The organism is Mesorhizobium sp. M0862, from assembly GCF_040319795.1.
In the GTDB taxonomy this organism is placed as follows: domain Bacteria; phylum Pseudomonadota; class Alphaproteobacteria; order Rhizobiales; family Rhizobiaceae; genus Mesorhizobium.
In genome coordinates this window covers 119,846-144,705 of the sequence record NZ_JAMYOJ010000004.1, presented here as the reverse complement: position 1 = coordinate 144,705, position 24,860 = coordinate 119,846, and the positions used below count along the sequence as shown (strand labels likewise).

The 24,860-nt window shown below is 61.2% G+C and carries 26 protein-coding genes; 20 read left to right on the top strand and 6 right to left on the bottom strand.

Annotated features, from left to right (window positions below):
* The 5 genes from NKI15_RS07770 to NKI15_RS07750 all read left to right on the top strand — a co-directional run bounded on the left by NKI15_RS07770 (position 1) and on the right by NKI15_RS07750 (position 4,666).
* Entirely contained in the window at positions 1-1,131 is a 1,131-nt protein-coding gene (locus NKI15_RS07770; RefSeq protein ID WP_023681098.1) for a CgeB family protein, read from the top strand.
* Positions 1,128-2,222 carry a CgeB family protein gene (locus tag NKI15_RS07765; protein WP_023749966.1) on the top strand — a complete coding sequence of 365 codons (1,095 nt, stop codon included), beginning with the start codon at positions 1,128-1,130 and terminating at the stop codon, positions 2,220-2,222. The genes NKI15_RS07770 and NKI15_RS07765 overlap by 4 nt, the downstream gene beginning before the upstream one ends.
* A complete protein-coding gene (locus tag NKI15_RS07760; protein ID WP_023725529.1) occupies positions 2,219-3,322 on the top strand; it encodes a CgeB family protein in 1,104 nt (367 codons plus the stop codon). Before NKI15_RS07765 ends, NKI15_RS07760 begins: the two co-directional genes overlap by 4 nt.
* Positions 3,323-3,345: 23 nt before the next feature.
* On the top strand, positions 3,346-4,386 hold the full coding sequence (locus tag NKI15_RS07755) for a UDP-glucuronic acid decarboxylase family protein (protein ID WP_352885971.1): 1,041 nt from the start codon (positions 3,346-3,348) through the stop codon (positions 4,384-4,386).
* 94 nt (positions 4,387-4,480) lie between these two features.
* A complete protein-coding gene (locus tag NKI15_RS07750) occupies positions 4,481-4,666 on the top strand; it encodes a hypothetical protein (protein ID WP_023667982.1) in 186 nt (61 codons plus the stop codon).
* 8 nt (positions 4,667-4,674) lie between these two features.
* On the opposite strand, the gene NKI15_RS07745 is transcribed toward NKI15_RS07750, so the two are convergent.
* A complete protein-coding gene (locus tag NKI15_RS07745; protein ID WP_245271191.1) occupies positions 4,675-6,489 on the bottom strand; it encodes a hypothetical protein in 1,815 nt (604 codons plus the stop codon).
* A gap of 85 nt (positions 6,490-6,574) precedes the next feature.
* Here NKI15_RS07745 and NKI15_RS07740 point away from each other — a divergent pair, with 85 nt between their 5' ends.
* From NKI15_RS07740 to NKI15_RS07690, 11 genes are all read left to right on the top strand, one after another.
* The gene (locus NKI15_RS07740; protein WP_023681094.1) at positions 6,575-7,678 is read left to right on the top strand and encodes an inositol-3-phosphate synthase; all 1,104 of its coding nucleotides are present in this window, start codon (positions 6,575-6,577) and stop codon (positions 7,676-7,678) included.
* A complete protein-coding gene (locus tag NKI15_RS07735) occupies positions 7,675-8,271 on the top strand; it encodes a histidine phosphatase family protein (protein WP_023667978.1) in 597 nt (198 codons plus the stop codon). Before NKI15_RS07740 ends, NKI15_RS07735 begins: the two co-directional genes overlap by 4 nt.
* A 14-nt stretch (positions 8,272-8,285) precedes the next feature.
* Positions 8,286-9,386 carry a CgeB family protein gene (locus NKI15_RS07730; protein WP_023699986.1) on the top strand — a complete coding sequence of 367 codons (1,101 nt, stop codon included), beginning with the start codon at positions 8,286-8,288 and terminating at the stop codon, positions 9,384-9,386.
* Positions 9,386-10,189: a sugar phosphate nucleotidyltransferase gene (locus tag NKI15_RS07725; RefSeq protein WP_023704592.1), complete on the top strand. Its 804-nt coding sequence runs from the start codon at positions 9,386-9,388 to the stop codon at positions 10,187-10,189. The genes NKI15_RS07730 and NKI15_RS07725 overlap by 1 nt, the downstream gene beginning before the upstream one ends.
* Positions 10,190-10,192: 3 nt before the next feature.
* Complete coding sequence (locus NKI15_RS07720; RefSeq protein ID WP_023667975.1) at positions 10,193-10,954, top strand: TIGR04290 family methyltransferase; 762 nt, start codon at positions 10,193-10,195, stop codon at positions 10,952-10,954.
* On the top strand, positions 10,947-11,879 hold the full coding sequence (locus tag NKI15_RS07715) for a glycoside hydrolase 5 family protein (RefSeq protein WP_352513842.1): 933 nt from the start codon (positions 10,947-10,949) through the stop codon (positions 11,877-11,879). Before NKI15_RS07720 ends, NKI15_RS07715 begins: the two co-directional genes overlap by 8 nt.
* A gap of 7 nt (positions 11,880-11,886) precedes the next feature.
* The gene (locus NKI15_RS07710; protein WP_023744465.1) at positions 11,887-13,044 is read left to right on the top strand and encodes a glycosyltransferase; all 1,158 of its coding nucleotides are present in this window, start codon (positions 11,887-11,889) and stop codon (positions 13,042-13,044) included.
* 8 nt (positions 13,045-13,052) lie between these two features.
* On the top strand, positions 13,053-14,033 hold the full coding sequence (locus NKI15_RS07705; protein ID WP_023696375.1) for a GNAT family N-acetyltransferase: 981 nt from the start codon (positions 13,053-13,055) through the stop codon (positions 14,031-14,033).
* Positions 14,034-14,037: 4 nt separating this feature from the next.
* Positions 14,038-14,940, top strand: coding sequence for a class I SAM-dependent methyltransferase (locus NKI15_RS07700; RefSeq protein WP_352513843.1), 903 nt, complete (start codon positions 14,038-14,040; stop codon positions 14,938-14,940).
* A 73-nt stretch (positions 14,941-15,013) separates the two neighbouring features.
* Complete coding sequence (locus NKI15_RS07695) at positions 15,014-15,232, top strand: hypothetical protein (RefSeq protein WP_023741848.1); 219 nt, start codon at positions 15,014-15,016, stop codon at positions 15,230-15,232.
* 143 nt (positions 15,233-15,375) lie between these two features.
* Positions 15,376-15,552 carry a hypothetical protein gene (locus tag NKI15_RS07690; protein WP_023712238.1) on the top strand — a complete coding sequence of 59 codons (177 nt, stop codon included), beginning with the start codon at positions 15,376-15,378 and terminating at the stop codon, positions 15,550-15,552.
* On the opposite strand, the gene NKI15_RS07685 is transcribed toward NKI15_RS07690, so the two are convergent.
* The 5 genes from NKI15_RS07685 to NKI15_RS07665 all read right to left on the bottom strand — a co-directional run bounded on the left by NKI15_RS07685 (position 15,553) and on the right by NKI15_RS07665 (position 21,486).
* A complete protein-coding gene (locus tag NKI15_RS07685; RefSeq protein WP_023667968.1) occupies positions 15,553-16,116 on the bottom strand; it encodes a sigma-70 family RNA polymerase sigma factor in 564 nt (187 codons plus the stop codon).
* Between the two features lie 625 nt (positions 16,117-16,741).
* Positions 16,742-17,713 carry an amino acid ABC transporter permease gene (locus tag NKI15_RS07680; protein ID WP_023712239.1) on the bottom strand — a complete coding sequence of 324 codons (972 nt, stop codon included), beginning with the start codon at positions 17,711-17,713 and terminating at the stop codon, positions 16,742-16,744.
* A gap of 19 nt (positions 17,714-17,732) precedes the next feature.
* The gene (locus NKI15_RS07675) at positions 17,733-19,013 is read right to left on the bottom strand and encodes an NAD(P)/FAD-dependent oxidoreductase (RefSeq protein ID WP_023667966.1); all 1,281 of its coding nucleotides are present in this window, start codon (positions 19,011-19,013) and stop codon (positions 17,733-17,735) included.
* Positions 19,014-19,157: 144 nt separating this feature from the next.
* On the bottom strand, positions 19,158-19,985 hold the full coding sequence (locus tag NKI15_RS07670) for a transporter substrate-binding domain-containing protein (RefSeq protein ID WP_023736090.1): 828 nt from the start codon (positions 19,983-19,985) through the stop codon (positions 19,158-19,160).
* A gap of 298 nt (positions 19,986-20,283) precedes the next feature.
* Positions 20,284-21,486: an MFS transporter gene (locus NKI15_RS07665; RefSeq protein ID WP_023712240.1), complete on the bottom strand. Its 1,203-nt coding sequence runs from the start codon at positions 21,484-21,486 to the stop codon at positions 20,284-20,286.
* A gap of 176 nt (positions 21,487-21,662) precedes the next feature.
* Between NKI15_RS07665 and NKI15_RS07660 the strand changes: the two genes are divergently transcribed.
* From NKI15_RS07660 to NKI15_RS07645, 4 genes are all read left to right on the top strand, one after another.
* On the top strand, positions 21,663-22,574 hold the full coding sequence (locus tag NKI15_RS07660) for a LysR family transcriptional regulator (protein WP_352885967.1): 912 nt from the start codon (positions 21,663-21,665) through the stop codon (positions 22,572-22,574).
* Positions 22,575-22,863: 289 nt separating this feature from the next.
* Positions 22,864-23,067 (top strand): hypothetical protein, encoded by a 204-nt coding sequence (locus NKI15_RS07655; RefSeq protein WP_023667962.1) that lies wholly within the window; start codon positions 22,864-22,866, stop codon positions 23,065-23,067.
* A gap of 224 nt (positions 23,068-23,291) precedes the next feature.
* Positions 23,292-23,546: a hypothetical protein gene (locus NKI15_RS07650; RefSeq protein ID WP_352885966.1), complete on the top strand. Its 255-nt coding sequence runs from the start codon at positions 23,292-23,294 to the stop codon at positions 23,544-23,546.
* 316 nt (positions 23,547-23,862) lie between these two features.
* The gene (locus NKI15_RS07645; RefSeq protein WP_352885965.1) at positions 23,863-24,837 is read left to right on the top strand and encodes a L,D-transpeptidase family protein; all 975 of its coding nucleotides are present in this window, start codon (positions 23,863-23,865) and stop codon (positions 24,835-24,837) included.
* The last annotated feature ends 23 nt before the right edge of the window (positions 24,838-24,860 follow it).

Genomic DNA, 24,860 nt, shown 5'->3' with positions numbered 1-24,860 from the left:
ATGCGCTTTGTGTTTTACACCCACTCGGTCGTTTCCGACTGGAACCATGGCAATGCCCATTTCCTGCGCGGCGTCATGCGAGAGCTGGTCCAGCGCCGGCATCAGACTATTGCGCTGGAGCCGGCGAATGGCTGGAGCCGGTCGAATCTGCTGGCTGAGAAGGGGTCGTTCGCCATCGAACGCTTCCGCAAGGATTTTCCCGAACTGATGCCGGTGACCTACGACGCCGGATTTGATCACGAAGCCTGGATTGCCGAGGCCGACGTTGTGATCGTTCATGAGTGGACGGATCCGGAGCTTGTCGCACGTATTGGCCGTGCCCGGGCCGCCGGCGGCAACTTCATCCTTCTTTTTCACGACACCCACCACCGGGCCGTGTCTGCGACCGAGGCACTCTCGGCGCTCCGGCTGGAGCACTATGACGGCGTTCTCGCCTTTGGCGAAACCTTGCGCGAGAGCTATCTGCGCGCCGGCTGGGGCAAGCGCGTCTTCACTTGGCATGAAGCGGCGGACGATCGCCTGTTCAAGCCGCACCCGGAGATCCACCCCACCTCCGATCTGGTCTGGATCGGCAACTGGGGCGATGATGAGCGGACCGCCGAACTCAAGGAGTTTCTGATCGAGCCGGTGCACGATCTCGGCCTTGATGCCGCTGTTCACGGCGTACGCTACCCCAAGACCGCACTTGCGGATCTGGCCACCGCAGGACTGCGCTATGAGGGGTGGATCGCCAATGCCGACGTGCCGAAGGCCTTCGCCGCGCATCGTGTCACCGTTCACGTTCCACGGCGCCCCTATCGCGAGAGGTTGCCCGGAATCCCGACGATCCGCATGTTCGAGGCACTCGCCTGCGGCATTCCGCTGATTTCAGCGCCATGGTCCGATGTCGAGCAGCTTTTCAGGCCCGGTGTCGACTTCCTGTTTGCCGAGAATGGCTCGCAAATGCGGCAACAGCTTCGGACGGTGTTGTCCGACGAGGACTTTGCGGCCTCCCTGGTGACCTCGGGTCTCGAGACCATCCGCTCGCGGCACACCTGCCGCCACCGCGTCGACGAGTTGCTCGGCGTGCTCACGCAATGCGCGAACCGACACACCGCCGTCCCGACAGCCGCAAAGGAAGCCGTCGCATGAAGATCGCATTCTATGGATCGAGCCTTTTGTCGTCCTACTGGAACGGTGCCGCGACGTACTATCGCGGTTTGCTCAAGGCACTTTCGCAATTGGGTTACGAGATCACGTTCTACGAACCCGATGTCTACGACCGGCAGAAGAACCGCGACATCGAAGCTCCCGACTGGTGCACTGTCGTCGTTTATGAAGCGACCCAGCATGCGCTGATGCAGGTCGCGGCACGTGCCGCCGGCGCCGACATCGTCGTCAAGGCGAGTGGCGTCGGTTTCGAAGACGAGGCGCTGCTTCGCGCCGTTCTCGACCACGCCCGCAGCGACGCGCTTGTCGTATTCTGGGACGTGGATGCGCCAGCCACGCTTGCCCAGTTGCGCGACGAGCCGGACCACCCGCTCCATCGTGCACTGCAGGAGATCGACCTCGTGCTGACCTATGGTGGCGGCGATCCCGTTGTCTGGGCCTATCGTGCCATGGGCGCCAATGAGTGCGTGCCCATCTACAATGCGCTCGATCCCGAAACGCACCATCCGGTCGTCAGCAAATCGCGTTTTGCCTGCGACCTGGCGTTCCTCGGAAACCGGCTGCCGGACCGTGAAGCGCGTGTCGAATCGTTTTTCCTCGATCCCGCCAGCCAGCTGCCGAAACAGCGTTTCCTGCTCGGAGGCTCGGGTTGGGGCGACAAGCCGCTCCCCACCAATGTAGGCTGGCTCGGCCATGTCGGCACCCGCGATCACAACGCCTTCAATGTCACCCCAAAAGCCGTGTTGAACATCAGCCGCGACAGCATGGCCGCCAACGGTTTTTCACCGGCCACGCGAGTGTTCGAGGCGGCCGGCGCGGGCGCCTGTCTCATCACGGATGCATGGCTGGGCGTGGAACTGTTCCTGAAACCAGGCGAGGAGATCCTGGTCGCGCGTGACGGCGGCGATGTCGCCGAAATAATGCGCTCGCTGACCCCCGGGCGGGCCAAGGCAATCGGCCAAGCCGCACTTCACCGCGTGCTGGCGGACCATACCTACGCGCTTCGGGCGGATGTGGCGGATGCCGTCTTCAAACGTCATTTCGAGCACGGGGCCGTGGAGGCAGCGGAATGACCAAGAAACTGGACATCGTCTTTCTCGGCCTGTCGCTGTCCTCATCCTGGGGAAACGGCCACGCCACGACTTTCCGGGGTCTTTTGAAAGGCTTGCACGGACTCGGTCACCGGGTGACTTTTCTGGAGCGCAACGTGCCGTGGTACGCCAATCACCGCGATCTGCGCGATCCGGAGTTCTGCGCCTTGCGCTACTACGAAACCACTGCGGAGCTGCAACGCGACTACGCACAGTGCCTGGAGCAGGCCGACATCATCGTCATCGGATCCTTTGTTCCAGAAGGACGCCAGGTCATCGACATCGTCGCCTCGCTCTGCAAGGGGCAGCTCTGCTTTTACGACATCGACACCCCGGTGACCCTGGCCAAGCTTTCAGCCGACGATTGCGATTATCTGAGTTCGCGGCAAATTCCGTATTTCGATGTCTATTTCTCCTTCACCGGCGGACCAACGCTCAACCATCTGGCGCAAGACTTCGGCGCGCGCCATGCCGAACCTCTCTATTGTTCGGTCGATCCAGAACGGCATCACCCGACAGGAGATCCGATCCGCTGGGATCTCGGCTATCTCGGCACCTACAGCATGGACCGGCAGACAACGCTGAACGCTCTGCTGCTCGAGCCCGCACGGCATATGCCGAACCTCCGTTTCGTCGTGGCCGGCTCCCAATATCCATCCGACATCATCTGGCCGGACAATGTCGAACGCATCGAACATTTGCCGCCAGCCGATCACGCCGCGTTCTATAGCCGTCAGCGCTACACGCTGAATGTCACACGCAGTTCCATGATCACCGCAGGATGGTCGCCCAGCGTGCGCCTGTTCGAAGCGGCGGCTTGCGGCACGCCCATCGTCAGCGACCACTGGCCAGGGCTCGACAGCTTCTTTCCCGCATCGGCGATCCACACCGCCGCGGAGACGGACGAAGTCATCGATATCCTCGTTGGCGAGTCCGAGCGCGCACGCCTGGCCATGGCCGGCCGGGCTCGCAAACTCGTCCTCGCTTCCCACACCGGTGGGGCCAGGGCTCGCGAATTCGTGGCGGCGCTGACCCAACCAAGGGCGACGGCCCTCGATCTCGACATTGGAAGTGCAGCATGAACGGCAGACAGGAGAAAACAGCGATGCGACAGACAAGAAAGGCGCACAGGGCAAAGACGGTGCTTGTTGCCGGCGGCGCGGGTTTCCTCGGTTCGCATCTTTGCGAAGTATTGCTCCGCAACGGCTGGCGCGTGATCTGCGTCGACAATTTTCTGACCGGGCGCATGGAAAACATCATCTCGATCATGGACCGGCCGGGTTTCCGGTTGATCGAGCAGGACATCTGCCGGCCACTGGATCTCGGCGAGCCCGTGGATCACATCTTCAACCTGGCCTGCGCCGCCTCACCGCCGCGTTATCAGGCCGACCCGATACACACCACGCGTACCTGCGTGATCGGAACCCTCAACCTGCTCGAACTCGCTGTCCGCAATGACGCGCGACTGCTGCAGGCCTCGACGAGCGAAGTGTATGGCGATCCGGAACAACACCCGCAAAGGGAAGATTACGTCGGTCATGTGAACTGCACCGGCCCACGCGCCTGCTACGACGAGGGCAAGCGCACCGCCGAAACGCTTTGCTTCGACTATCTAAGGGCCGGCAAGGCCGACGTCCGCGTCGCGCGCATCTTCAACACCTACGGTCCGAGAATGGATCCGGCCGACGGTCGCATCGTCTCGAATTTGATCATGCAGGCGCTCGAGAAGCGTCCGCTGACGATATTCGGCGACGGCCAGCAGACGCGATCCTTCTGCTATGTCTCCGACCTGATTGATGGATTGATGCGCCTGATGAACATCGGCCCCAATCCGGGCAAGCCGGTCAATCTGGGCAATCCCGGAGAATTCACCATCGTGCGACTGGCGGCATTGGTGAAGGCGATGACCGGCACCAAGTCGGATCTGAAATTTCTGCCCCTGCCGCAAGACGATCCTCGGCGCAGGCAGCCTGATATTTCGCGTGCGAAAACGCTGCTCGGCTGGTCGCCGAGAGTGCCGCTCAACGAAGGGCTCAAGCTGACGATCGATTATTTCGCGGCGCTCGAAGGCACCGGCATCGGCGATCAGATGACAGGCCTTGCCAAAAGGAGACCCGCAGGCGGGCTGCAGAACCTTCCTGCATGACGTGGGCCGCGGCCGGACCTGCCCGGAGATCGTGCGGAACATCCATCCAACCTTGTAGTTTGGCGGGAGGGACCCGATACGGAGGATCATCCTCATGCAACCCAAGCGACCCGCGAAGGATGTCGACAAGATTGCCGAACGCGAGGCGGCTGCCTATCTGCGGCGCTCCTCCATTACCTATCTCGAGTGCTGCGTCAGCTTGATGATGACGCATCTGCAGCGCGAGGAAGTGGCCGCTATTCTTGAGCAGGAAGCAGACATGCTGCGAAGGCTGGATTGATCGAAACGTTACACCTGAGATTCGTCCAGGAATCGTATCAGCCCCGCCCTGTATCGGCCTGCCGTCGCGGCCAGCCTTGCTTTTTCCTGGCCATTTTCGGATTGCGCAGCCGTGCTCCAGAGCCCGATTTGGAACGCCAAATAGCAGGGTTCGAAAAAATCGATGTGGCCATTGTCAATATCGAGCCCCATCCCCTCGACCAATGTCGTCACATCGCTGTCGGACAGTCCATATTCGACACAGGCGCCGGCAATGTCCCACTCTATCGGTTGGCAGCCAATCAAATCGTGTGCCCGGCAATGGTCGACGGCATCTGTCTTGACCACCGTGCCATCGGCACAAACGAGAAACTCCCACGCGTGAAGCTTTCCGTCGATTTCCACCGGCTGCAGAACATGCGTAGGGGTTTTTTTCGAGAGCCAACGGCGCAACGTCGCCGCTCGGTTCTCGCCCAGGGCTTCAGATGTATTGGAAACAGCCATTTCCGCGAGTGCGAGCAATGATGCACCCGGTTCGCAGGTTCGGAGATTGAGCGCCCGCCAGGTTAGATAGCGCGTCAACTCCGCGACCAGCCTTCCTCTGGGCAGCGGCGCCTGGTCCATCGTGGTGCCGTCAATCCACCGTTCAACCAGAAAGCCGTGGCAAAGCCCGACCACTTGCGATCCCAACCCGGCTTTCCCCAACATTTCCGCGGCTCGTTTCTTATGCCGTCCGGCTTCGCCGAGGCCGGCGAATTTGACGAGCCAGCGACCACACCCCGCGGACGCCAGGAATTTGCGCCGCTCGATGCCGCGCGGGCTCGGCGGCCAATGCTTTTCGTCGACGTAGTGGACGCTCCTCCATTCGCCACCAGACAGTTCGGTCAGGCGTAATTCGGGGCTGCCGACCGCCTCGGCCACCCAGTCGCGCAGCGTGGGAATGTTCGAGCTTTCGGGGAAGGTGCATTCGAGCGCCGTCGCCACATGTTTCGGACAGCGCGACCATGTCTCCCTGGCCTCCCGTGACGCTTCGATGCCCGGGTTGCCAGGATGGCTGGGAAACAGGTGAATGCGGTCCATACCAATACCCAGTTCCCGCAGCCACGCGACGACGGCGTGCATCGAACTGCCGGACAGACCGGGACCTTCGTCTACAACGGCGAAGCGTGCCGATGGATTGTTCTTCCAGGAAGCGATCGAGCGCGGATCGGCATTGATGTGCCTGCGGAAAGGATGGCCGACCGGACGAACGCTGAATGGCGCCGGCGCGCCAATCGCGGCAGCCACTATGGCGGCAAGCCCCAGGCCGATGCTGCGGATGCCGATCACGCATGTGTTCGCATCGAGACCTGACTCCTGCGCCGCGCCCAAATAGCTTTCGGGATAAAGCGTGTAGTGCGCGTAACCCTCGGCCGAACCGGTCAGAACCTCAGCCTCGCAATCCAACCCGTCCAGCAGTTGGAGAAGTCCCGGGTCGATGCCACCGCCTACGGCGAAACCGCTTCGCCACGACTTCGCGACCTCTGCCGCAAGACCAACCAGCAATCTGGCGCCTTGCTGTTGCCGCGGCGAAAAGATGTCGATGCCGCTGGTCTCGAAATCGACATCGGCAAGCGCGCGAACCAGTTCCGATACGCTGATGAATAGCCCGACCAGCGCGGCATGGCGTCGGAGGCCACGAGCCATGCGGTCCAGACTTTGAGCAATCTCGCTGGCAGCTTCGCGAAGCCGTTCTGCGCTCTGCCTCCGCTTCTGGTCGCCGTAAACGATCATCGATCGGTTTTCCAATGCTTTGCCTTGCGGCAACGCAGCGAGCGCTGCTTCGATCCATGCTGTCTTGCGCAATTTTTCGGCAGGCCAAGGAACATTCCGGCACGCTGGTGGTTCGGCGGCAGGAACTTACCTTTGAACAGCATAGGGCGGCAGTTTCGTGGGATCGAAAAAGGTTCGTGTCGGTATCGTCGGGGTCGGCAATTGCGCATCCTCCCTGGTGCAGGGCCTCTCTTATTATCGTCACGCAAAGAGCAACGAACCAATCCCAGGGCTGATGCATGCCGACCTCGGCGGCTACCATGTCGACGACATCGAGATTGTCTGCGCATTCGACGTCGCCAGGAGCAAGGTTGGCCTCGACGTCGCTGAAGCAATCTACGCCGCCCCGAACAACACGTTCCGCTTTGCCGATGCGGCGGCAAACGGCGTTCGCGTCGAGCGCGGACCGACACTTGACGGCATCGGAAAATACTTGCGCGACGAAATCGAGGAGGCGCCGGAGCCGGTTGCCGACGTCAGCGAAATCCTGCGCAACAGCGGCGCCGACGTGCTGGTCTCTTACCTGCCGGTGGGCTCCGAGGAGGCGACGCGCTTCTACGCCGAATGCGCGCTTGAGGCCGGCTGCGCCTTCGTCAACTGCATACCCGTTTTCATCGCCTCACGTCCGGAATGGCGCCGGCGCTTCGAGCAGCGAGGGCTGCCGCTGGTCGGCGATGATATCAAGAGCCAGGTCGGGGCGACCATCGTTCACCGCCTGCTGGCAAATCTCTTCCGCGAGCGCGGTGTGCGCATCGATCGCACTTATCAGCTGAATTTCGGCGGCAACACCGACTTCCTCAACATGCTGGAACGCGAGCGGCTGGAATCAAAGAAGATTTCCAAGACCCAGTCCGTGGCCAGCCAGTTCGATGTTCCCCTGGAGCCGGGCAATATTCATGTCGGACCCAGCGACCACGTACCGTGGCTGACCGATCGCAAATGGGCCTATATCCGGGTGGAAGGGACGACCTTCGGCGGCGTGCCGCTCAACGCCGAGCTCAAGCTGGAAGTCTGGGATTCTCCAAATTCAGCCGGCGTGGTGATCGATGCGATACGCTGCGCCAAGCTTGCGCTCGATCGCGGCATAGCGGGAGCACTGACCGGCCCCTGCAGCTATTTCATGAAGTCGCCTCCCGAACAGTTCACCGACGCCGAAGCGCGGCAGCGCACGCTCGCTTTCATCGCCGGCAAGGACGAGCCTTTGCTGGATGCCGCGGAATGACGACAACGTTCTTTTTGATCCGTCATGCAGCGCACGACAATGTCGGCTCCTATCTTGCAGGACGGATGGACGGCGTTTGCCTTGGCGAGGCTGGGAAGGCGCAGGCCGCGCATCTTGGTGGCCGCATGGCCCGGGAGCCGATTGAAGCCATCTTGTGCAGCCCGCGTGAGCGTACGCAAGAGACGGCCGTGCCGATCGCGCTTGCCTGCGGCGTCGGCGAAATCGCGATCTGCGCCGAACTCGACGAGATCGATTTCGGCGATTGGTCGGGAAAGACTTTCGACGAGTTGAATGGCGATGCCGGCTGGCGGGCGTGGAACGACCAGCGGCAGGAGGCCAGGACACCGAGCGGCGAGACCATGCTGGATGTCCAGGAGCGGATCGTCGCACTGATGAACGCAGTGCGCGAGCGGCATCCGAACCAGTGTGTCGCCCTGGTCAGCCACGCCGACGTCATCAAGGCCGCCGTCTGCAAGGTGCTTGGCTTGCCGGTCGGCGACTGCTTCCGCTTCGACATCGATCCAGCCTCGATCACGACGATCGTGTCGGGTGACTGGGGCTCCAAGCTCCTGCGAATGAACGAAGCTGCCTGACGAGGACTTTCCGGATGCAGATGGTCATTTTCGGTCTCACCGTTACATCATCATGGGGCAACGGCCATGCCACGCTCTGGCGCGGACTGATCCGCGCCCTGGGTCGGCTGGGATGGTCCATCACCTTCTTCGAACGCGATACCCCCTACTATGCCGGGACGCGTGATCTCGATCGGCTCGATGGCGGCAACGTCGTCATTTATCCGGACTGGGAAGACATCCGTCGCGTTGCGGAGCGGGCAATGAAGCAAGCGGATGTCGTCGTCGTTACCTCCTACTGTGCCGACGCCGTGGAGGCCTCGCGGCTGGCGCAGCAGACAGGTCGCGGATTGCGTGTCTTCTACGATCTCGACACTCCGGTCACGCTTGCCCGCATCGAGCAAGGCGAGCGTCCGCCCTATTTCGGACCTGAGGGTCTTGCGGATTTCGACCTCGTTTTGAGTTACACCGGCGGCTCTGCGATCGAGGCGCTTAAGTCGGTTTTAGGCGCGCGTCACGTGGTACCTCTCTATGGGCATGTCGATCCCGACCAACACCGGCCGGCAGAGAAGCGGGCCGAATTCGCCGGTGATCTGTCCTATCTCGGAACTTACGCGGCGGATCGCCAGGCCGGCGTCGAAAAGCTGCTGGTCCGCCCGGCCGCGCGCCTGCCTGACCACCGCTTCATCATTGGCGGCGCGCAATATCCGCAGGAATTCCCATGGAGCGACAACATCTTCTTTGTCAGGCATCTTCCGCCAGCCGACCATCCGGCTTTCTTCTCATCATCTCGCCTGACACTGAACGTCACCCGAGAGGCGATGGCGCAAAAGGGCTGGTGCCCGTCGGGACGGCTCTTCGAAGCGGCCGCGTGTGGGGCTGCCATCGTCACCGATGCATGGCCGGGCCTGGCCGAATTTTTCGAACCCGGCCGCGAAATCTTGTTGGCGCATGACACCGATGATGTGGTCGCCGCATTGCGATTGCCGGAGCGCGAGCTCGACGGCATTCGAAGGCGTGCCCGCGACCGGGTCTTGGGCGAACACACTTCCGCACGGCGCGCGGCGGAACTGGATCGCATCCTGAACGAGGCCTTTCAAAGATCTCCCGGCGAACCGATGAGGGAAGCGGTCTGATGTTGGGCATCGTACCCGCTGCCGGGCGCGGCAGCCGCATTCAGCCGCTCGGCTTCTCGAAAGAGCTGCTGCCGGTCGGTAGCCGGATCGATGGACAGACCGAGCGTCCATGCGCCGTGAGCGAGTATCTGGTACGGCGCATGGTGCAGGCCGGCGTCGACAAGATTTGCTTCATCATCGGATCGGGCAAATCCGACATCCTTGAATACTACGCCGCCGGCTACGGTGACGCGGCGGCTCTCTTCGTGGTGCAGCCGAACCCCGTCGGTCTGTGCGATGCGATCTTCCGGGCGGCGCCCCTCGTCGCGCCCGACGAGGTCGTCCTGGTCGGCCTTCCCGATACGATCTGGTTTCCCGAGGACGGTTTCCGCCATTTGCCCGACGATCAGCTCTCATTTCTGCTTTTCCCGGTGGATCAGCCGGAATTCTTCGACGCCGTCGTCACCGACGTCCACGAGCGCGTGATCGAAATCCAGGTCAAACGACAGGATGCCACCACGAACTGGGTTTGGGGTGCGTTCAAGATGCCGGGCCATATCCTGCATCAGCTTGCGGCACTCTGGCGTGAGCGCGAGCGCAGTGACGAATATATCGGCACATTGGTCAACGCCTATATTGCGGCCGGCGGTACAGCTTTTGGTGTCAGGGCTGGGTCGGACTATGTCGATGTCGGCACTTTCAACGGCTATCGAACAGCTCTGCGGTTGCTTGAAAACGACGCCTCATCCGCGCAGCGCCGGCCCACCATGATCATGCCCGGCGCGCAGTCGCATGTACCCGTCGTTCCTGGCGAAGGAGCCTGAGCCATGCTGCATTCCCATGCCGAAATCCGCCGCCGCATCGATGCGCTCGGCCCATGGTTCCACAACATGGAACTTGCCGGCGTCCAAACCGCTCCCAACCATTTTCTGGGCAACTACCCGCTGATCAAATGGCGCAAATTTGCCAATGCCATTCCCGCTGATCTGAGGGGCAAGGCCGTACTCGATATCGGCTGCAATGCAGGATTTTACTCCATCGAGATGAAACGGCGAGGTGCTGACCGTGTCCTCGGCATCGATTTCGATGACGCCTACCTGGCGCAGGCTCGCTTTGCCGCCGAGGTTGCCGATTGCGAGATCGAATTCCAGAAGCTTTCGGTCTACGACGTCGGCTCGCTGCGCGAGACGTTCGATGTCGTGCTGTTCATGGGGGTGCTTTACCATTTGCGCCACCCCTTGCTCGCGCTCGACCTGATCCGCGAACATGTCGCCCGTGACCTGATGATCTTCCAGTCCATGCAGCGCGGCAGCGCGGATCTGCCCGAGTTGGAGGAAAACTATCATTTCTGGACGCATGACCTGTTCGACCAGCCGCAGTTTCCCAAGCTGCATTTCATCGAGCACCGCTATGCCGACGATCCCACCAACTGGTGGATTCCAAACCGCGCCTGCACCGAAGCGATGCTGCGCAGCGCCGGTTTCGAGATCGTTCTGCACCCCGAGCAGGAGGTCTATTTCTGCCGCGCAGCCGGGGACCCGGCCGGCGGCGGCGCCATCTACCCCTCGAAAGGACAGCTCCATGATTGAAGCCGCCATGATCTGGAACGAGCCCAACAACAAATCGCATTGGGACCCAGAGCTCGATCCCGATTGGAGCCGCTTTGCCAGGATGGCGATCTTGTCGGCTGACGCAATCGCGTCGGAGAACCCGTCTTTGACGAAAGTACTCGGTGGCATCTCGCCGATAGATCCGGGCTTTATCACCCGCATGAAGGAATTCAGCGTGCTGGACCATGTCGATGCCGTCGCCGTGCACGGCTTTCCGCTCGACTGGAACCTGTGGCAGATCCACGAATGGCCACAGAAGATCGGCGAGATCGCGACCGTCACCAACCTTCCCATCTGGGTCAGCGAAGTCGGCGTATCGACCTTCGGCGCGGAAGAAATCCAGGTTTGGGGGCTCAAGCGCACCGCCGAGTTGCTGATTGGCAACGCACCACGCATCCAGTGGTACAGCCTCTACGATCTTCCGCGCGAATGGGAAGCAACGACGCGGCATCGCGAGGCGGAGGGCTCTTCTTACTATCGACATTTCCACATGGGGCTGCTGCGCCAGGACGGTACGCCAAAACCTGCGCTGGAGGAGTTCCTGCGCTACACGCCCGCAATGGGGCTGGTGCAGTGGTTTCATTTCGAGGACCCCCGGCTGGACGATGCCGTCGCCTGGATGAAGCGGCTGGGCGTCACCAATATGCGCACGGGGCTTTCCTGGGCAGACAGCTTCCGGCCGAACGCGCTGGACTGGTTCGACCGGCAGATGGAGGCACTCGCCGATTTCGACGTGACGGTCACCTTTTGCTTTACACCGCAGCATCGCGGAATGATGCCCCACCACACCAGCCCGCCACTGGCGCCGGAGGAGTTCGCGGAATTCTGCGCAACCATGATCCGCCGCTATGCGCCCGGCATGACGTCCGCTTCGCTCCCGACGCGGCGGGCCTCGGCAGCGTGAAAGTGTCATGCTGCCAATGCATCAGACGCCTGACACATTGGACGAATTAGCGGCATCATCGGCAGGTGGTGCGGCATACGGGACCGAGGCGCAACCAGCCGCGGCGCTCACTGTCCTCAATGTCGCCTACCCTCTCGCACCCGTCGGACCCGATGCTGTCGGCGGTGCCGAACAGGTTCTGTCGATGCTCGATCGGGAGCTGGTTCGCGCCGGCCACCGCTCTATCGTCATTGGCTGCCGCGGCTCCAGCGCGAGCGGTACCCTTGTGGAAATACCGGCTGAAAACGGCGTGCTCGACGAGGCGGCGAAGAGCCGCGCGCAGCAGGCTCATCGCAAAGCGATCGCCGCTGCCCGCGCCCGATGGCCGATCGATGTGGTTCATCTGCACGGCATCGATTTTCATGCCTATCTGCCCGACGATGGTCCGACCCTGGTGAGCCTCCACCTGCCCTTGGACTGGTATCCGGCCGAGGCTCTGCGACCGACGCGCGACGACCTGTGGCTCCATGCGGTCTCGCCCACCCAGCAGCAAACGGCGCCACCAGGGGCCAGACTGGTGGCGCCGATTCCCAACGGCGTTGACATCGAAGCACTGAGCCTGGTGCAGCCGAAGCGAGACTTTGCCCTGGTTCTCAGCCGGGTCTGCCCGGAAAAGGGCATTCACCTGGCCCTGGACGCGGCCAAACAGGCGCGCGTGCCCCTGGTCATCGGCGGCAAGGTCTATCCCTACGAAACACATACGCGCTACTTTCGCGACGAGGTCCAATCCCGTCTTGATGCTCGCCGCCGCTTCCTGGGCCCGCTCGGTTTTAACGCCAAGAGGCGCTTTCTCAACGCAGCCCGCTGTCTGGTCATTCCAAGCCTCGCCGCCGAGACAAGCTCGCTTGTCGCCATGGAGGCCCTCGCCTGCGGTACCCCGGTGGTCGCATTCCCGAATGGTGCGCTTGCGGATGTCATCGAGCACGGCAGGACGGGCTTTCTCGTCAACACAGTCGACGAGATGGCCCAAGCCATTCTTGCGGCGCCCAGCCTGGACGCCGAGGCGTGCCGGGTGGAGGCGCGACGGCGGTTTTCGCTGGAACGGATGATCTCGTCGTATATGGCTGCCTATCAGGCGCTGGCACAACTTGGCACAGATTGCCGGCGCTTCGCTGCGGCACCGTGAGAAAAGCAGTGTTGCGCAGCGAAATCATCGATGACCCCGTAAAATTCGATGCCTTGACGCCGCACTGGTGGAAACTGTGGGAGCAGAGTTCCTCTGCGACGCCGTTCCAATCCCCCGCCTGGCTGGTGCCATGGTGGCGCGCATTCGCACCCGGTGAACTGGCGACAGTCGCGGTCTGGCGTGGCGGCGATCTGGTCGGGCTGGCGCCACTCTATCTCGAGCATGGAACGGCCGGTTCGAAGCTGCTTCCGGTCGGCATTTCGCTCAGCGATTATCTGGACATCCTGGCTGTCCAGGATATCGAGGCGGCGGTCGTGTCCACAATTGCCGAAACGATCTGCTCGGTCGGGTGGTCACAATGGATCTTGTCTGATCTGCCGCAAAACAGTGCCGGTCTTACGATCGCGCATCCCGGTTTAACGGTCGAGAGGCCGGTAATTCATGCAGCCTGCCCCGTGCTTGCTGTTGCCGGCGACGAAACGTTGGCCGGCTGCGTTCCCGCTCGGCGCAGGCGCCAGTTGCGCCGGGCGCGCCAAGCGGCGTCCAGACGCGGCCGGCTCGCGTTGGCGTCAGCTCGGGGTGATCACCAGAACTTCCTGAATCAATTGATCCGCCTGCACCATGCACGCTGGGTTGGACATGGAGGTGGTGTATTGGCCGACCCCGCCGTGCAGCACTTCCATGAGCTTTCACTTCCCTTGCTCGATGCTCACGGTCTGGTCCGATGCTGGTTGCTCGCGATCGATGGCACGACTGTCGCCGCCTATTACGGATTTCACCACCGCGGCCGCGCCTATGCCTATCTCGGCGGCCTCGATCCTGCTTATGCCGAGGAGAGCCCAGGGGCGATCCTGATCGGCCACGCGATCGCGGAGTCGATCCGCGAGGATGCGCGCGAGTTCGACTTCCTGCGCGGCCAGGAGCCCTACAAATACGGCTGGGGCGCCGTTGACAGGTGGACGATGCGGAGGATCTGGACGCGGAGTTGATGTCATGAGTGTGCACGCGCAGCGCCGGACATCGGTCAGACGGGCGGTCGAAGATTGCATGGCCGATGGTGCCTGCGCCGAAGCTGTTCTCGTCAGGCTGGCGCTTCACCTGCCGCCCACAATTGAAGCGGCGGAATTGGCGGAGGTCGTGCTGAAAGTCCGTCCGGCGGATACCGGCGATGCTGAAAGACTGCGAAAGGTCGCTGGACTGCTGCGCCACAAACCGGGCGTCCTTGCCACTTTGCGAGCGACAGGCGGCGCCGTTCGGCATGAACGCGGTAACGGCGAGACGGATATCGCCGTCGTCACGCGGCTGGCCTCGAGTTTTGATGCCGCGGCAGCAATTTCGACAGCCGCAAGTGTCCAGTTAGGATCCCTTGGCGATGACGAGCGGCTGACAGCCATGACCGACGAAATCGTTGAATGGCTCGAGGCGCGAGAATTCACCGGAATTGAACGAGACATTCTCGACATCGGTTGCGGCATCGGACGTTTCGAGCGCGCGCTGTTCAATTCCTTCAAGCGGATGGTCGGCATCGACATATCGTCGCGGATGATCTCTGTCGCCTCCGAGCAATGCGCAACGCTCGGCAATGTCGAACTGCGCCAAACCTCCGGTCTCGATCTGGCCGACTTCGACGACGACAGTTTCGATTGCGTGTTGGCGGTCGACAGCTTTCCCTACCTGGTCCTGGCCGGCATGGCTGAGCGGCTTTTCGATGAAATTGCGCGCGTTCTCAAACGGCCGGGCCGGCTCGCATTGCTGAACTATTCTTATCGCGGATCGCTTTCTTTGGACCGGGCCGACATCGGCCGTCTTGCGCAAGCTCACCAATTGCGGGTCGTCATCGACGGCGAGAAGCCGTTTCGGTCATGGGATGGCGACGCCTTCCTGCTTGCTGGGTGAGACGGAACATTACAGCGCGATGCCGGTTCGGGCGTCGGCACCGATCGGTGTCCTGGATTCGAAGGAGGAGATCATGGCATCCGGCGGCAAAAAGCATTTCGGCCAAGGCAGCCAAGGCAAAGGTGCCGGCGCCGGCGCAATGACCACCTTGGACAAGGACAAGATCGAGGAAAACGCGGTTTTGTCCAACCGCGACAGGAAGCAGCATGGCCGAGAGCGCGGGCTGGACGGCAATCGAACCAAGTCCGATCAATTTCAGGATCACGCCGCAAACCGGTTGCTGAAGGACTGACGCCACCGCGCCGCGTCTTGCCGCGGCACGGAGGAAAAACTGTGCAAGGGCCGCCGGTGAGCCTCTCAGCGGCCGACAACGCCTTGTAGTGCCGAGCGCTCATCCACCAGACTTGGATCTAGGGATGCTATCAAGAGAACGTGATGTCTCATTCGAGCGACGATACCACGGATCTGCTTGTCGAGATGGCAGTGGATCGGGAGATTGCTTCCCTGCTGGCCGCCATAGAGCAGGAAAAGATACCAGACCGCCTATCCAAGCTGGCGATCGAATTGCAAAATGCTCTCGTCGGGAAGCATCGGCGAGACGTGAAGAGCTGATTATCTGCGGCTGTCGACCTCTATATCGAGCTGACCATCCGACAGCTGATTTCGCCTTTCTATCAATGTCTGCAACGAGCTCTCCCCGAGTAGCTCAAGGATGTTGGCGCGGGCACGGTTCAGCCGGCTCTTGACCGTCCCTACCGCGCAGCCGCAGATTTCGGCGGTTTCCTCGTAGCCCACTCCTAAAACGCCGATCAGCATCAGCACCTCGCGCTGATGTTCGGGCAGCTTTTGGATGGCGCCGTGAACTTCCTTGCTCTGAACGGTCCATTCCTGGGTAGCTTCCGAAATCGGTCTCGAAGACGCGCAGTCGAGAAGGCCTGGCGCTTCCCGTGCAGCGATCTTGATCCGCGTGTAGTAGGTGTTGCGCATGATGGTGAAGAGCCACGACTTCATGCGTGTACCGGGTTCGAACTTGTCGATGTTGGCGAGCCCTTTGGTCAACGTTTCCTGCACCAGATCGTCGGCATCGTCTGGAACGCGGCAGAAGGTGCGCGCGAAAGCCCGCAGGGCAGGTATCAGATCAACGATGGAAACGTCATTGGTTTGTTGGTCGGCCAAGAGATAGCCTCCGGATGACAATGGTCCAGCTCCCAGAAGAAAGAGTGAATGAACGAAGCCAGAGCTAAATGCATGGAAGTTTGGTTCGTTCCCGCCGTTGGAAACAACTCTTCGAAAATTCCACCGGGCGCGAACACGCCGACTACGGTCTTCCCCCAAACACGCCCACTTCAAAGGAACGAAACACCATGCCGAGCTTCATTCCCGGGAACCTCGCCGGTGCGTTTGGCTGTGCAGGGCATGGACCGAGTCGTGCGGCTGGTAACGCGCAAACCACTGCCTGACAAACCTATTGGCGAACCACGTGGCGAACTCGGCTACCATCGATACATAGCGATAATGGTTGGCCCGGAGGACATGTTAAAGTCGTTGATTTTATCGATTTGTCGGCGCGGGTGAAATCCAGCAATCGGTCGAAGTTGCCGGGCAGTCGGCCAACGACCATGCTCGTCCAGCACTTGCTCTATTCTGCCCTCCGATCGGGCTAAGCCGATGAAATACCGGGTTGATTCACCCTTGACGGCGTCGCCGAACGGCGTGCTGTGGCGTACAATCTGCAGCTGCTCTCCGAAGCTGGCTGTTGCGGTGCTGTGCAACTCGCTTTGGCGAAAATCACGGATGACGATCAGCGCTTGAGTGAGCGCCCGAACCGGTCCTCGATCCGCGACTGCAGGAACTCGAGCCCCATCGAGAGCAGCCAATAGATCATCGAGGCGGTGATGAGCATCTCGATGTGGCGGAACTCGGTCTGGCCCTGCGTGCGTGCGAGATACATGATCTCCCAGACCCCGACCACCGAGACCAGCGAAGAATCCTTCAGCATCGCAATGAACTGGTTGCCGGTTGGCGGCACGATGACCCGCATCGCCTGCGGCAGGATCACCAGGAACATCGTCTGGTTAGCGCTAAGGCCGAGTGCCGTAGCACCCTCGGTCTGGCCGCGCGAGATGCTTTCGATGCCGGCCCGGAAGATCTCGGTCATGTACGCGCCGTAGCAGAGCGACAGCGCCATGATACCGGCCGGCACGGCGCCGATCACATAGCCAATCTGCGGCAGGCCGAGATAGATGATGTAGATCTGCATCAGCAACGGCAAGCCACGAAACAGAGAGGTATAGAAGGTCGCCAAGCCATAGACCACGCCGTTGCGGGAAAGTTTGGCGATGGCGCCAACGAAGGCGATGAGGGTGGCAATGGCGATCGAAATGGCCGAAATGTAGAGGGTCGTCACCACACCCTTCGAGACGAGGAAGCCGATCTTCTTGGCGATGAACGCGAAGGACAAGTCGAAGGAATAGAAAAACAACATTAGCAACACGAACAGCTCTATCCAGACTGCCACAATCTGCTGTTTGCGGCTGAGATACCGCAGCGCGTTCCAGTTCGCCACCAAGATCAATGCGATCAGCACCGCCGAGACCGCCCGCCCGACGTCCGGGTTGGCGGCGAGCCACTCGACGGACCACGGAACGAGCTTGCCGAGCCAACTGGCTTTGATGCCGAGCCCATACAGGCCGGCGGCGATGGCGGCGAGCACGAAGAACACGCCAACGCGGCGCGCCGCGTCCGGGTGGTTGAGCAATAGTCGGCCGATCACGTCTTCGATCTCCCTGCGGTCAGCGGGCCCGCTCGCGCCACCAATCCTGCGCCTGCAGCTTCCAGTAGGTGAGTTGCGCAACCGCAAGTCCAGCCGGGCCGCCCGCCCAGGCAAGGCCGAAGGGTGTGAACAGCCGGTAGCGGTCCGATTGTCCCAGTATGGCTTCGGCGATCAACTTGCCGGCGATCGCCGTGGTGTTGATGCCATGGCCACCAAAAGCCGTGAGGTACCAGACGCCCGGCTGCAACGGGCCTATCTGGGGCATCATGTGCCGGGCATAAGACATGAGCCCGGACCAGGCGAGTTCGGTCTTGAGGTGTTCGAGCTGCGGATAAGTGGTGACCATCTCACGGCGCAATTGCCTCGCCAACACGCCCGATGAGGCTGCCCGGGTGGTGATGCGCCCTCCCCAGAGCAGCCGCCTGCCGTCTTCGACAACACGGTAATAATCGCCTGCGCGACGGTTATCGCCGACGGCGTCGGTCGTCGTAATCGACTTGGCGATGAGGTCAGGCGCCTCCTCGCTCACCATAACGTAAGTGGCGATCGGCAGGAATGCCCGCTGCAGCCGACCGACCAGTGGCCCCGTATATCCGCCGGTGGCAACTACGGCCTGGCGGGCGCGCACTTCGCCGCTGTCGGTACGCAAGATCTTTTCGGCGCCGTCAAGGTTGGCTTCAACGGCAGCCGTTCTCTCGTATATCCTGCCGCCCAGCCGCTCGATCTCGCCAGCAACGGCGCGCAGATAGTTAAGCGGATGCATGTGGAAGGCGCTGGGATCGCGCAGGCCTTGGTGGTAGCGATCCGAATGCAGCACCGCTCGCACCTGGTCGCGATCGAGATAGTCGAGCCGATAGTCGAAATCCCGCGCCAGTTGCTCGGCATATGCCTTGAGCGCGGCGCCACCATCGTGGCGAAGCACGCTCAATATACCGGAGCGCGGCTCTGCCGCCTTGATGTCGAGATCGCGGATCGTCTGCCGCACGAAGTCGACGCCTTCGATGGACAGGCGGTGCAGTTTTTGTGCCGCGTCGACGCCGGCCATCGCGGCGATGTTGTCGGTGCCGGTGGCGAAACCGGGATTGACGAAGCCGCCATTGCGACCGGAAGCGCCGAATCCTATCCGCTGCGCCTCAAGCACGACGACCTGCTGGCCGGCGCGAGCCAGCTGCAACGCCGTTGTCAGGCCGGCCAGTCCGCCGCCGACAACGACTGTCTCGCACTCGGAAACGCCGCTCAGCGGCGGTCTGATGGTGTTGTCGGCAAGCGTGCGTCGGTAATAGGTGTCAGGACATGTCATGATCAATATGATGAGGTGGCGGCACTAGAGCATTTTGCAGGCAGGCGGAGCCGCCCGGTGTCGTGGAAATGCGGCTGAAACAAAACAGATGGAGCGGGATGTTCAATTGAATGCATCCCGCTCAAGCTTTATCCACGACGCTCCTCAGTCGGCGCTGTAATCCTTGCCGTACCACTTGGTGGTCAGTTTCGCGAGGGTACCGTCCTTCTTCATCTCGTCGAGAATGCCGCCGATCTTGGCATTCCACTCGGCATCACCTTTTTCCGCGATCACCACCAGCGGCTCACGGAAGGCATAGCCGCCTTCCAGGACACGCAACGGGTAGCCGTTCTTTATCGCGTTCTGAGCCGTCTGTTCTGGTGCGATGACCGCGTTGAGGCGCACGCCGTCGCCAAGCCTCAAATCGTCGAACGGCAGCATTGAGTCGGCGAAAGTCCTGATCTCACCTGGCTCCAGCTTGTATTCGATGGGCGGCAGGCCGGGAGCATCGATCTCGAGTTGTCTGCGGATGAAATCCTCCGACGTGGTGGCGGTCTCGACGCCGATGATCTTACCGTTCAGGTCGGCGACCGATTTGGCCGGGCTGTCCTTGTGAACCACGTAAACGTAGGGGCTATAATAATAGATGCCTTCGAAATCGATCACCTTGGCCCGCGCTTTGGTCGGCGTCACCGAGCCGACACCCAGATCGTAGCGTCCCTGCCAATGGCCGCCCGTCATCGTCGCCCAGTCCGGCGTGTCGAAACTGACCTCCACACCGAGGCGCCTTGCGATCTCCTTCGAGACGTCGATATCGAAGCCGACCAACTGATTACTGTCGTCGAGGAAACTCTGCGGCGGCCAACCGCTGTTTGTGGCGACCACCATTGCCTTCTTCGAGGTAACCCGGTCGATGGTTTCACCCGCCGACGCCGCAGACGCGAACGCGAGCGTGGTAGTGGCCAAGGCCAGCCACGCGATCAATTTCCTCACTTGAACCTCCCTCTTCATCGTCATTCAGACATATGCTTCCCAGAGCGCGCTCCCGTAGAGAAACAGCAATTGAGAGCGCGGCATGAGATCGATCTCATATCAGCACACATATCGACGAGGGGATCAAGTCCTTTTTCAAGTAGCCAGTTGTCCTCCGGGGGCGCAAAGCATCGGCACCCGCACGGTGCGGCGGAACCGCGTTTGATGTGACGCGCGTGACTTTCAAGACAGAGGAACGAAGGTCTACTTCAACCTACACAGCATCATAGACAGATGGCGGCACAGGATGGCTTGCTGTCTACGAGTTTCCGATGTTCCGGTTAAGCATGGGTGCGCGGCACACCGGCAGCAGCACCAGCAGGATGATGGCGGAGTCGACCCAGAGGACCCTGTTCACGCCCATCGTGTCGACGATCTGACTGGTCGCTAGGGTACCCACGGAGATGGCAAGATTGAAAGTGAAGCAGTAGATGGCCGTCGCGGTCTCCGCGCTTTCTGGTGCTGCACTCAGCACCCACGTCTGCAGCGTGATGGGCGCCGCGCCATACGCGAAGCCCCACACCAGCAGCAGGATGGTTCCTGTGAGCGGCGTGACCCCGAGCAAAGGGAAGAGAGCCAGCGTGGCGCCGAGCCCAATGACGATGCAGGCCAATGTGCGACCGACGGATTTGGCGGCCCAGACGCCTGCGACGGCGTTGCCAATCATTCCGAGAATGCCATACCCCAACAGTAGCCAGCCTATGCTCCCTGCAGTGACGCCCGAGACCTCCAGCAACACCGGGCTCACGAAGGTGTAGGCACCGTAGTGAGCAGCCACCAGCAGTGCGGTCGCAACCACGCCCGCCAGAAGGGCGGGATTGCGCAATTGCGCACGCAGGGCTTTCACCTCCACAGGCTGCGCCGCCTCCAGCTTCGGAAGCACAAGCAGGGCGGCGAGCAGTATGGCAAAGCTCAGACCGGCGAGAGACCAGAACGCGCCGCGCCAGCCGACTAGATCACCGATGATCGTGCCGGCCGGCACGCCCAGCACCGCAGCGGCACTTACACCGCCGAAGACAATAGTCATGGCGCGCGGCACGGACGGTCCAGGAACAAGGCGTACTGCGATGCTCCCGGCTATCGCCCAAAAGCCACCGATGGTGATCCCGACGAGCAGCCTGGACGCGAGCAGAACGGGAAAGTTCGTTGCAAGCGCTGAAATCACGCTCGCCGCAGCCATTGCCGCGAGCAGGCCCGCCATCAGAATACGCCGGTCGAGCCTCCCCACTGCCAACGGCAAACCGATAGAAGCGAACGCCGCAATTACGCCGGGTATCGTCACCGTGAGACCGCCACTCCCAATAGAGACATTCAACTCGGAAGAAATTGCCGGAATCAGCCCCACAGGGAGTTGCTCCGCAGTGATCATCGAAAAAATACCCAGCGATACGGTGAGCACGGAGAGCCACATGCGAACAGTGGCTCCCTGTTTCTCCTGAAGGGCTGCTTTGGTCAGAGACATGATCACCTCCAGCCCGCAAGAAGGCACTCGACGCCGACGTTTCGGGCAAATGTTAGAGAGACGGATCGGGCAATTGATCCCGGCCTGGCTTCAGATAATCTGTCCACCGTGGATTGATAATGGAGGGAAATATGGATGGTGAATTCACGAAACGTGAATGAAAGAGGTGATTGCAGTTGGACCGGCTGACCAGCATGACCGTGTTTGCCAACGTCGTCGGTGAAGGCAGCTTCGCTGGAGCGGCCAAGCGGATGCGAGTATCGCCAGCGGCCGTGAGCAAGCATGTCCAAATGCTGGAAGAGTGGCTTGGCGCACGCCTTCTCAACCGGACGACCCGGCGCATCAGCCTGACAGAGGTCGGCGCCTCCGTCTACGAGCGCAGTCTGCGCATAATCGAGGATGTCGAGGAAGTTCGTACGAGCGCGGCCGAGAGCAAGACACGTCCGACCGGCTCACTGCGTGTCAGCGCGCCGATCTCCTTCGGCGCGATGCACCTTGGGAGAGTCGTTGCAGAATATCTCGCGGTCTATCCGGAGGTGTCGGTTGAGTTGGTGTTGGACGACCGTGTGGTTGATATCGTGGAAGAGGGCTTGGATGTCGCGGTACGCATCGCTCCACTCACGGTTTCCAATCTGGTTGCTCGCCGAATCGCGCCCTCACGCGAGGTGGTCTGCGCTTCGCGCGACTATCTGGACAGACGCGGGCGTCCCACAAAGCCGTCGGATCTCCACGACCATGATTGTCTGGACTACGCGTTGCGCGCCAGCCGCGGAAAATGGCGGTTCGACGGACCAAAGGGGGAAGTGGCGGTAAAAATCACTGCACGGATGACGGCAACGAACGGGCAGCTCCTGCGCGATGCGGCGCTGGGTGGAGCAGGCATAGTACTTTGCCCCACTTTCCTTGTTGGAGAAGCCATTCGTTCGGGCCAGCTGGAGACAGTGATGCCCCAGTTCAAGCCGGTAAGCCGGTCGATATACGCGATGTACCCGTCAAGAAGGCATCTTTCCGCCAAAGTTCAAAGCTTCGTAACGCTTCTCGCCGCCCACTTTGGTGAGAACCCGCCTTGGGACAACTTTGGACCATGACGACTGGAATGTTGAGCCCAGAGGCCGCGCGCACTTGCACGGCCTTACTGTGCATGGGACCAGCACCCAGGGCCAAGGGGCGGTGCATATCGAGCCGTCCAGCACCTTTTCGAGACTGAAGCATCCGCTATTTGCCGACGGTCAGTCGCTGAGGCTCAATCCACCGCCCATCCTAAGCGCCGCCACAGCGCGAGTTGTAGCATCTGCGGTGTCTCTGGTTCTCTGCGGCCACCGGCGGAACGGGTTGTAAGCAGGCGCGTTCCTCCAGCGTCAAGCTTGGAGAACATACATGGATGACGAGCTGCGCCTGAAGTTACAAGAGCTGAGCCAAAGCATGCAAACGCGAGCGGCCGAACTTTCGACGCTCGGCGGCAGCGCAGACATAAGTACGGTGATGTCGGGGATCGCCGTCGCTCTGGAGGCGCTACTGGTGATTGCCGAAGAGATGAAAACGCCACGTTCCGGCCCTTCGGTCCTGCCCGACGCTACATGAACATCTCCGATCGTTTGGGAGAGGCTCCAGAGCGAGAGCGCCTACCGCTCACCAGCAAATCGCTCGCCGAGGAACTGGCTTTAATCCACATTCCGGGTTGGAGAGTGGAGAGCGCAATCTACTCAGTGGAGTACTCCAGGTGGGGTGAGCGTCGGCAGAAATGGATTTTGCACTCGACGATGCCTTTTGGGTAATCGAGGACGGCCTTAGGACGGAGGACCACGATGGCTTGGATGGCCGCAATTTGCCCTATCACAGATGAGCAGGCACTCGTTAATTCGGAGACAGTTGGCGACATCCGGGAGTTTCGCTGTCCGAGTTGCGGCGACTTCAAAATCACGAACTCGGCCACCGCGATGTTCAAAGGCCTGTCGGCAGAACAGAAGTTGGAGCGCTTCGAATACGCTAGGGCAATCGCGGGCGACAACGCGATCACAGTGACGACGGAACATGGATCTGTCGAAACCGAAGATCAATAGAATACCCGCCCGACGAGCCGGGTTCCCAGCGCATCTCCTCATTGCTGCCCTGAGACCATTTGACTGCCGGTCCAGGTAATTGGGCAGTTTTGAAGGTAGAAGCTCACGTCAAGATGGCCAGACCATTTTTACACTGCCGATCTGCGCGGCCAGCAACGCCTCTCGTGAGGGGCAAGGCATGGGCATCGAACGTCGCGGACCGGTCGGCGGCGTAAGGCTGGTTGCCTATGATCCTCCTACCGGCGAATGGAACCAGATCTGCCACAGCGCGTCATAGAGACAGATCAGGTGCGATTTAACGTAAGGAGTGACATCGATGATCAGGCTCCTTCTCCTCCTCGCCATTGCACTCGCCTTCGCATGCGGCGGGACGGAGGCGGCCAAGCTGGATCTAGCCGCGGTAAATCAGGCGCAATTCTCCGCCGGCGGTCCGAAAGGGCTCGATCCTGCCGTGCTGAAGGCGCAAATTTTTTTGGATCGTGCGCGCTTCTCACCGGGGCTCATCGACGGCCGCCTTGGAGAGAACTTCGCCAAGGCGGTCAAGGCCTTCCAGGCGTCGAACGGACTGGCGCCAGATGGCAAGCTCACCCAGGCGACTTGGGACAAGCTGATGGCAACCTCCACCAGCCCAGCTCTGGTCACCTATGAACTGACCCGCAAAGATGTACGCGGCCCCTTCACCAAACGCATTCCGGGGCGCATGGAGAGGATGGCTCGCCTGAGAAGGCTTGGCTATCACGACTCGATCGAGAAGCTGGCGGAGCGCTTCCATGTGAGCGAACCATTGCTCAGGAGGCTAAACCCAGGCACCGGATTCAGGAAAGCTGGAACCACGCTGCTGGTACCAGATGTTGGCCGGGGTGAACCTCCCGCCACCATTGCCGGCGTCGAAGTCGACAAAGGCGCTCATCAGGTGCGCGTGCTCGACCCCTCCAATAAAGCGTTTGCCGTCTACCCTGCCTCGATCGGGAGCGACGAGAAGCCGGCACCAAGTGGGCAGGCAGAGATCCAAAGGGTGGTGCACAACCCGACCTATCACTACGATCCCGATTTTGCATTCAAGGGAGTCAAAACCAAGCGGCCCTTCACCATTGCTGCCGGCCCTAACAATCCCGTGGGATCAATCTGGATCGACCTCTCCATCGAAAGCTACGGCATTCACGGCACGCCCGAACCCGGCAAGATCGGGAAGACCTTCTCTCACGGCTGCATCAGGCTAACGAACTGGGATGCCGAGGACCTCGCCTCAATGGTGCACAAACATATGAAGGTGACTTTCAAGGACGAGTGACGCAAGCCGTCGCATCCCTCGAT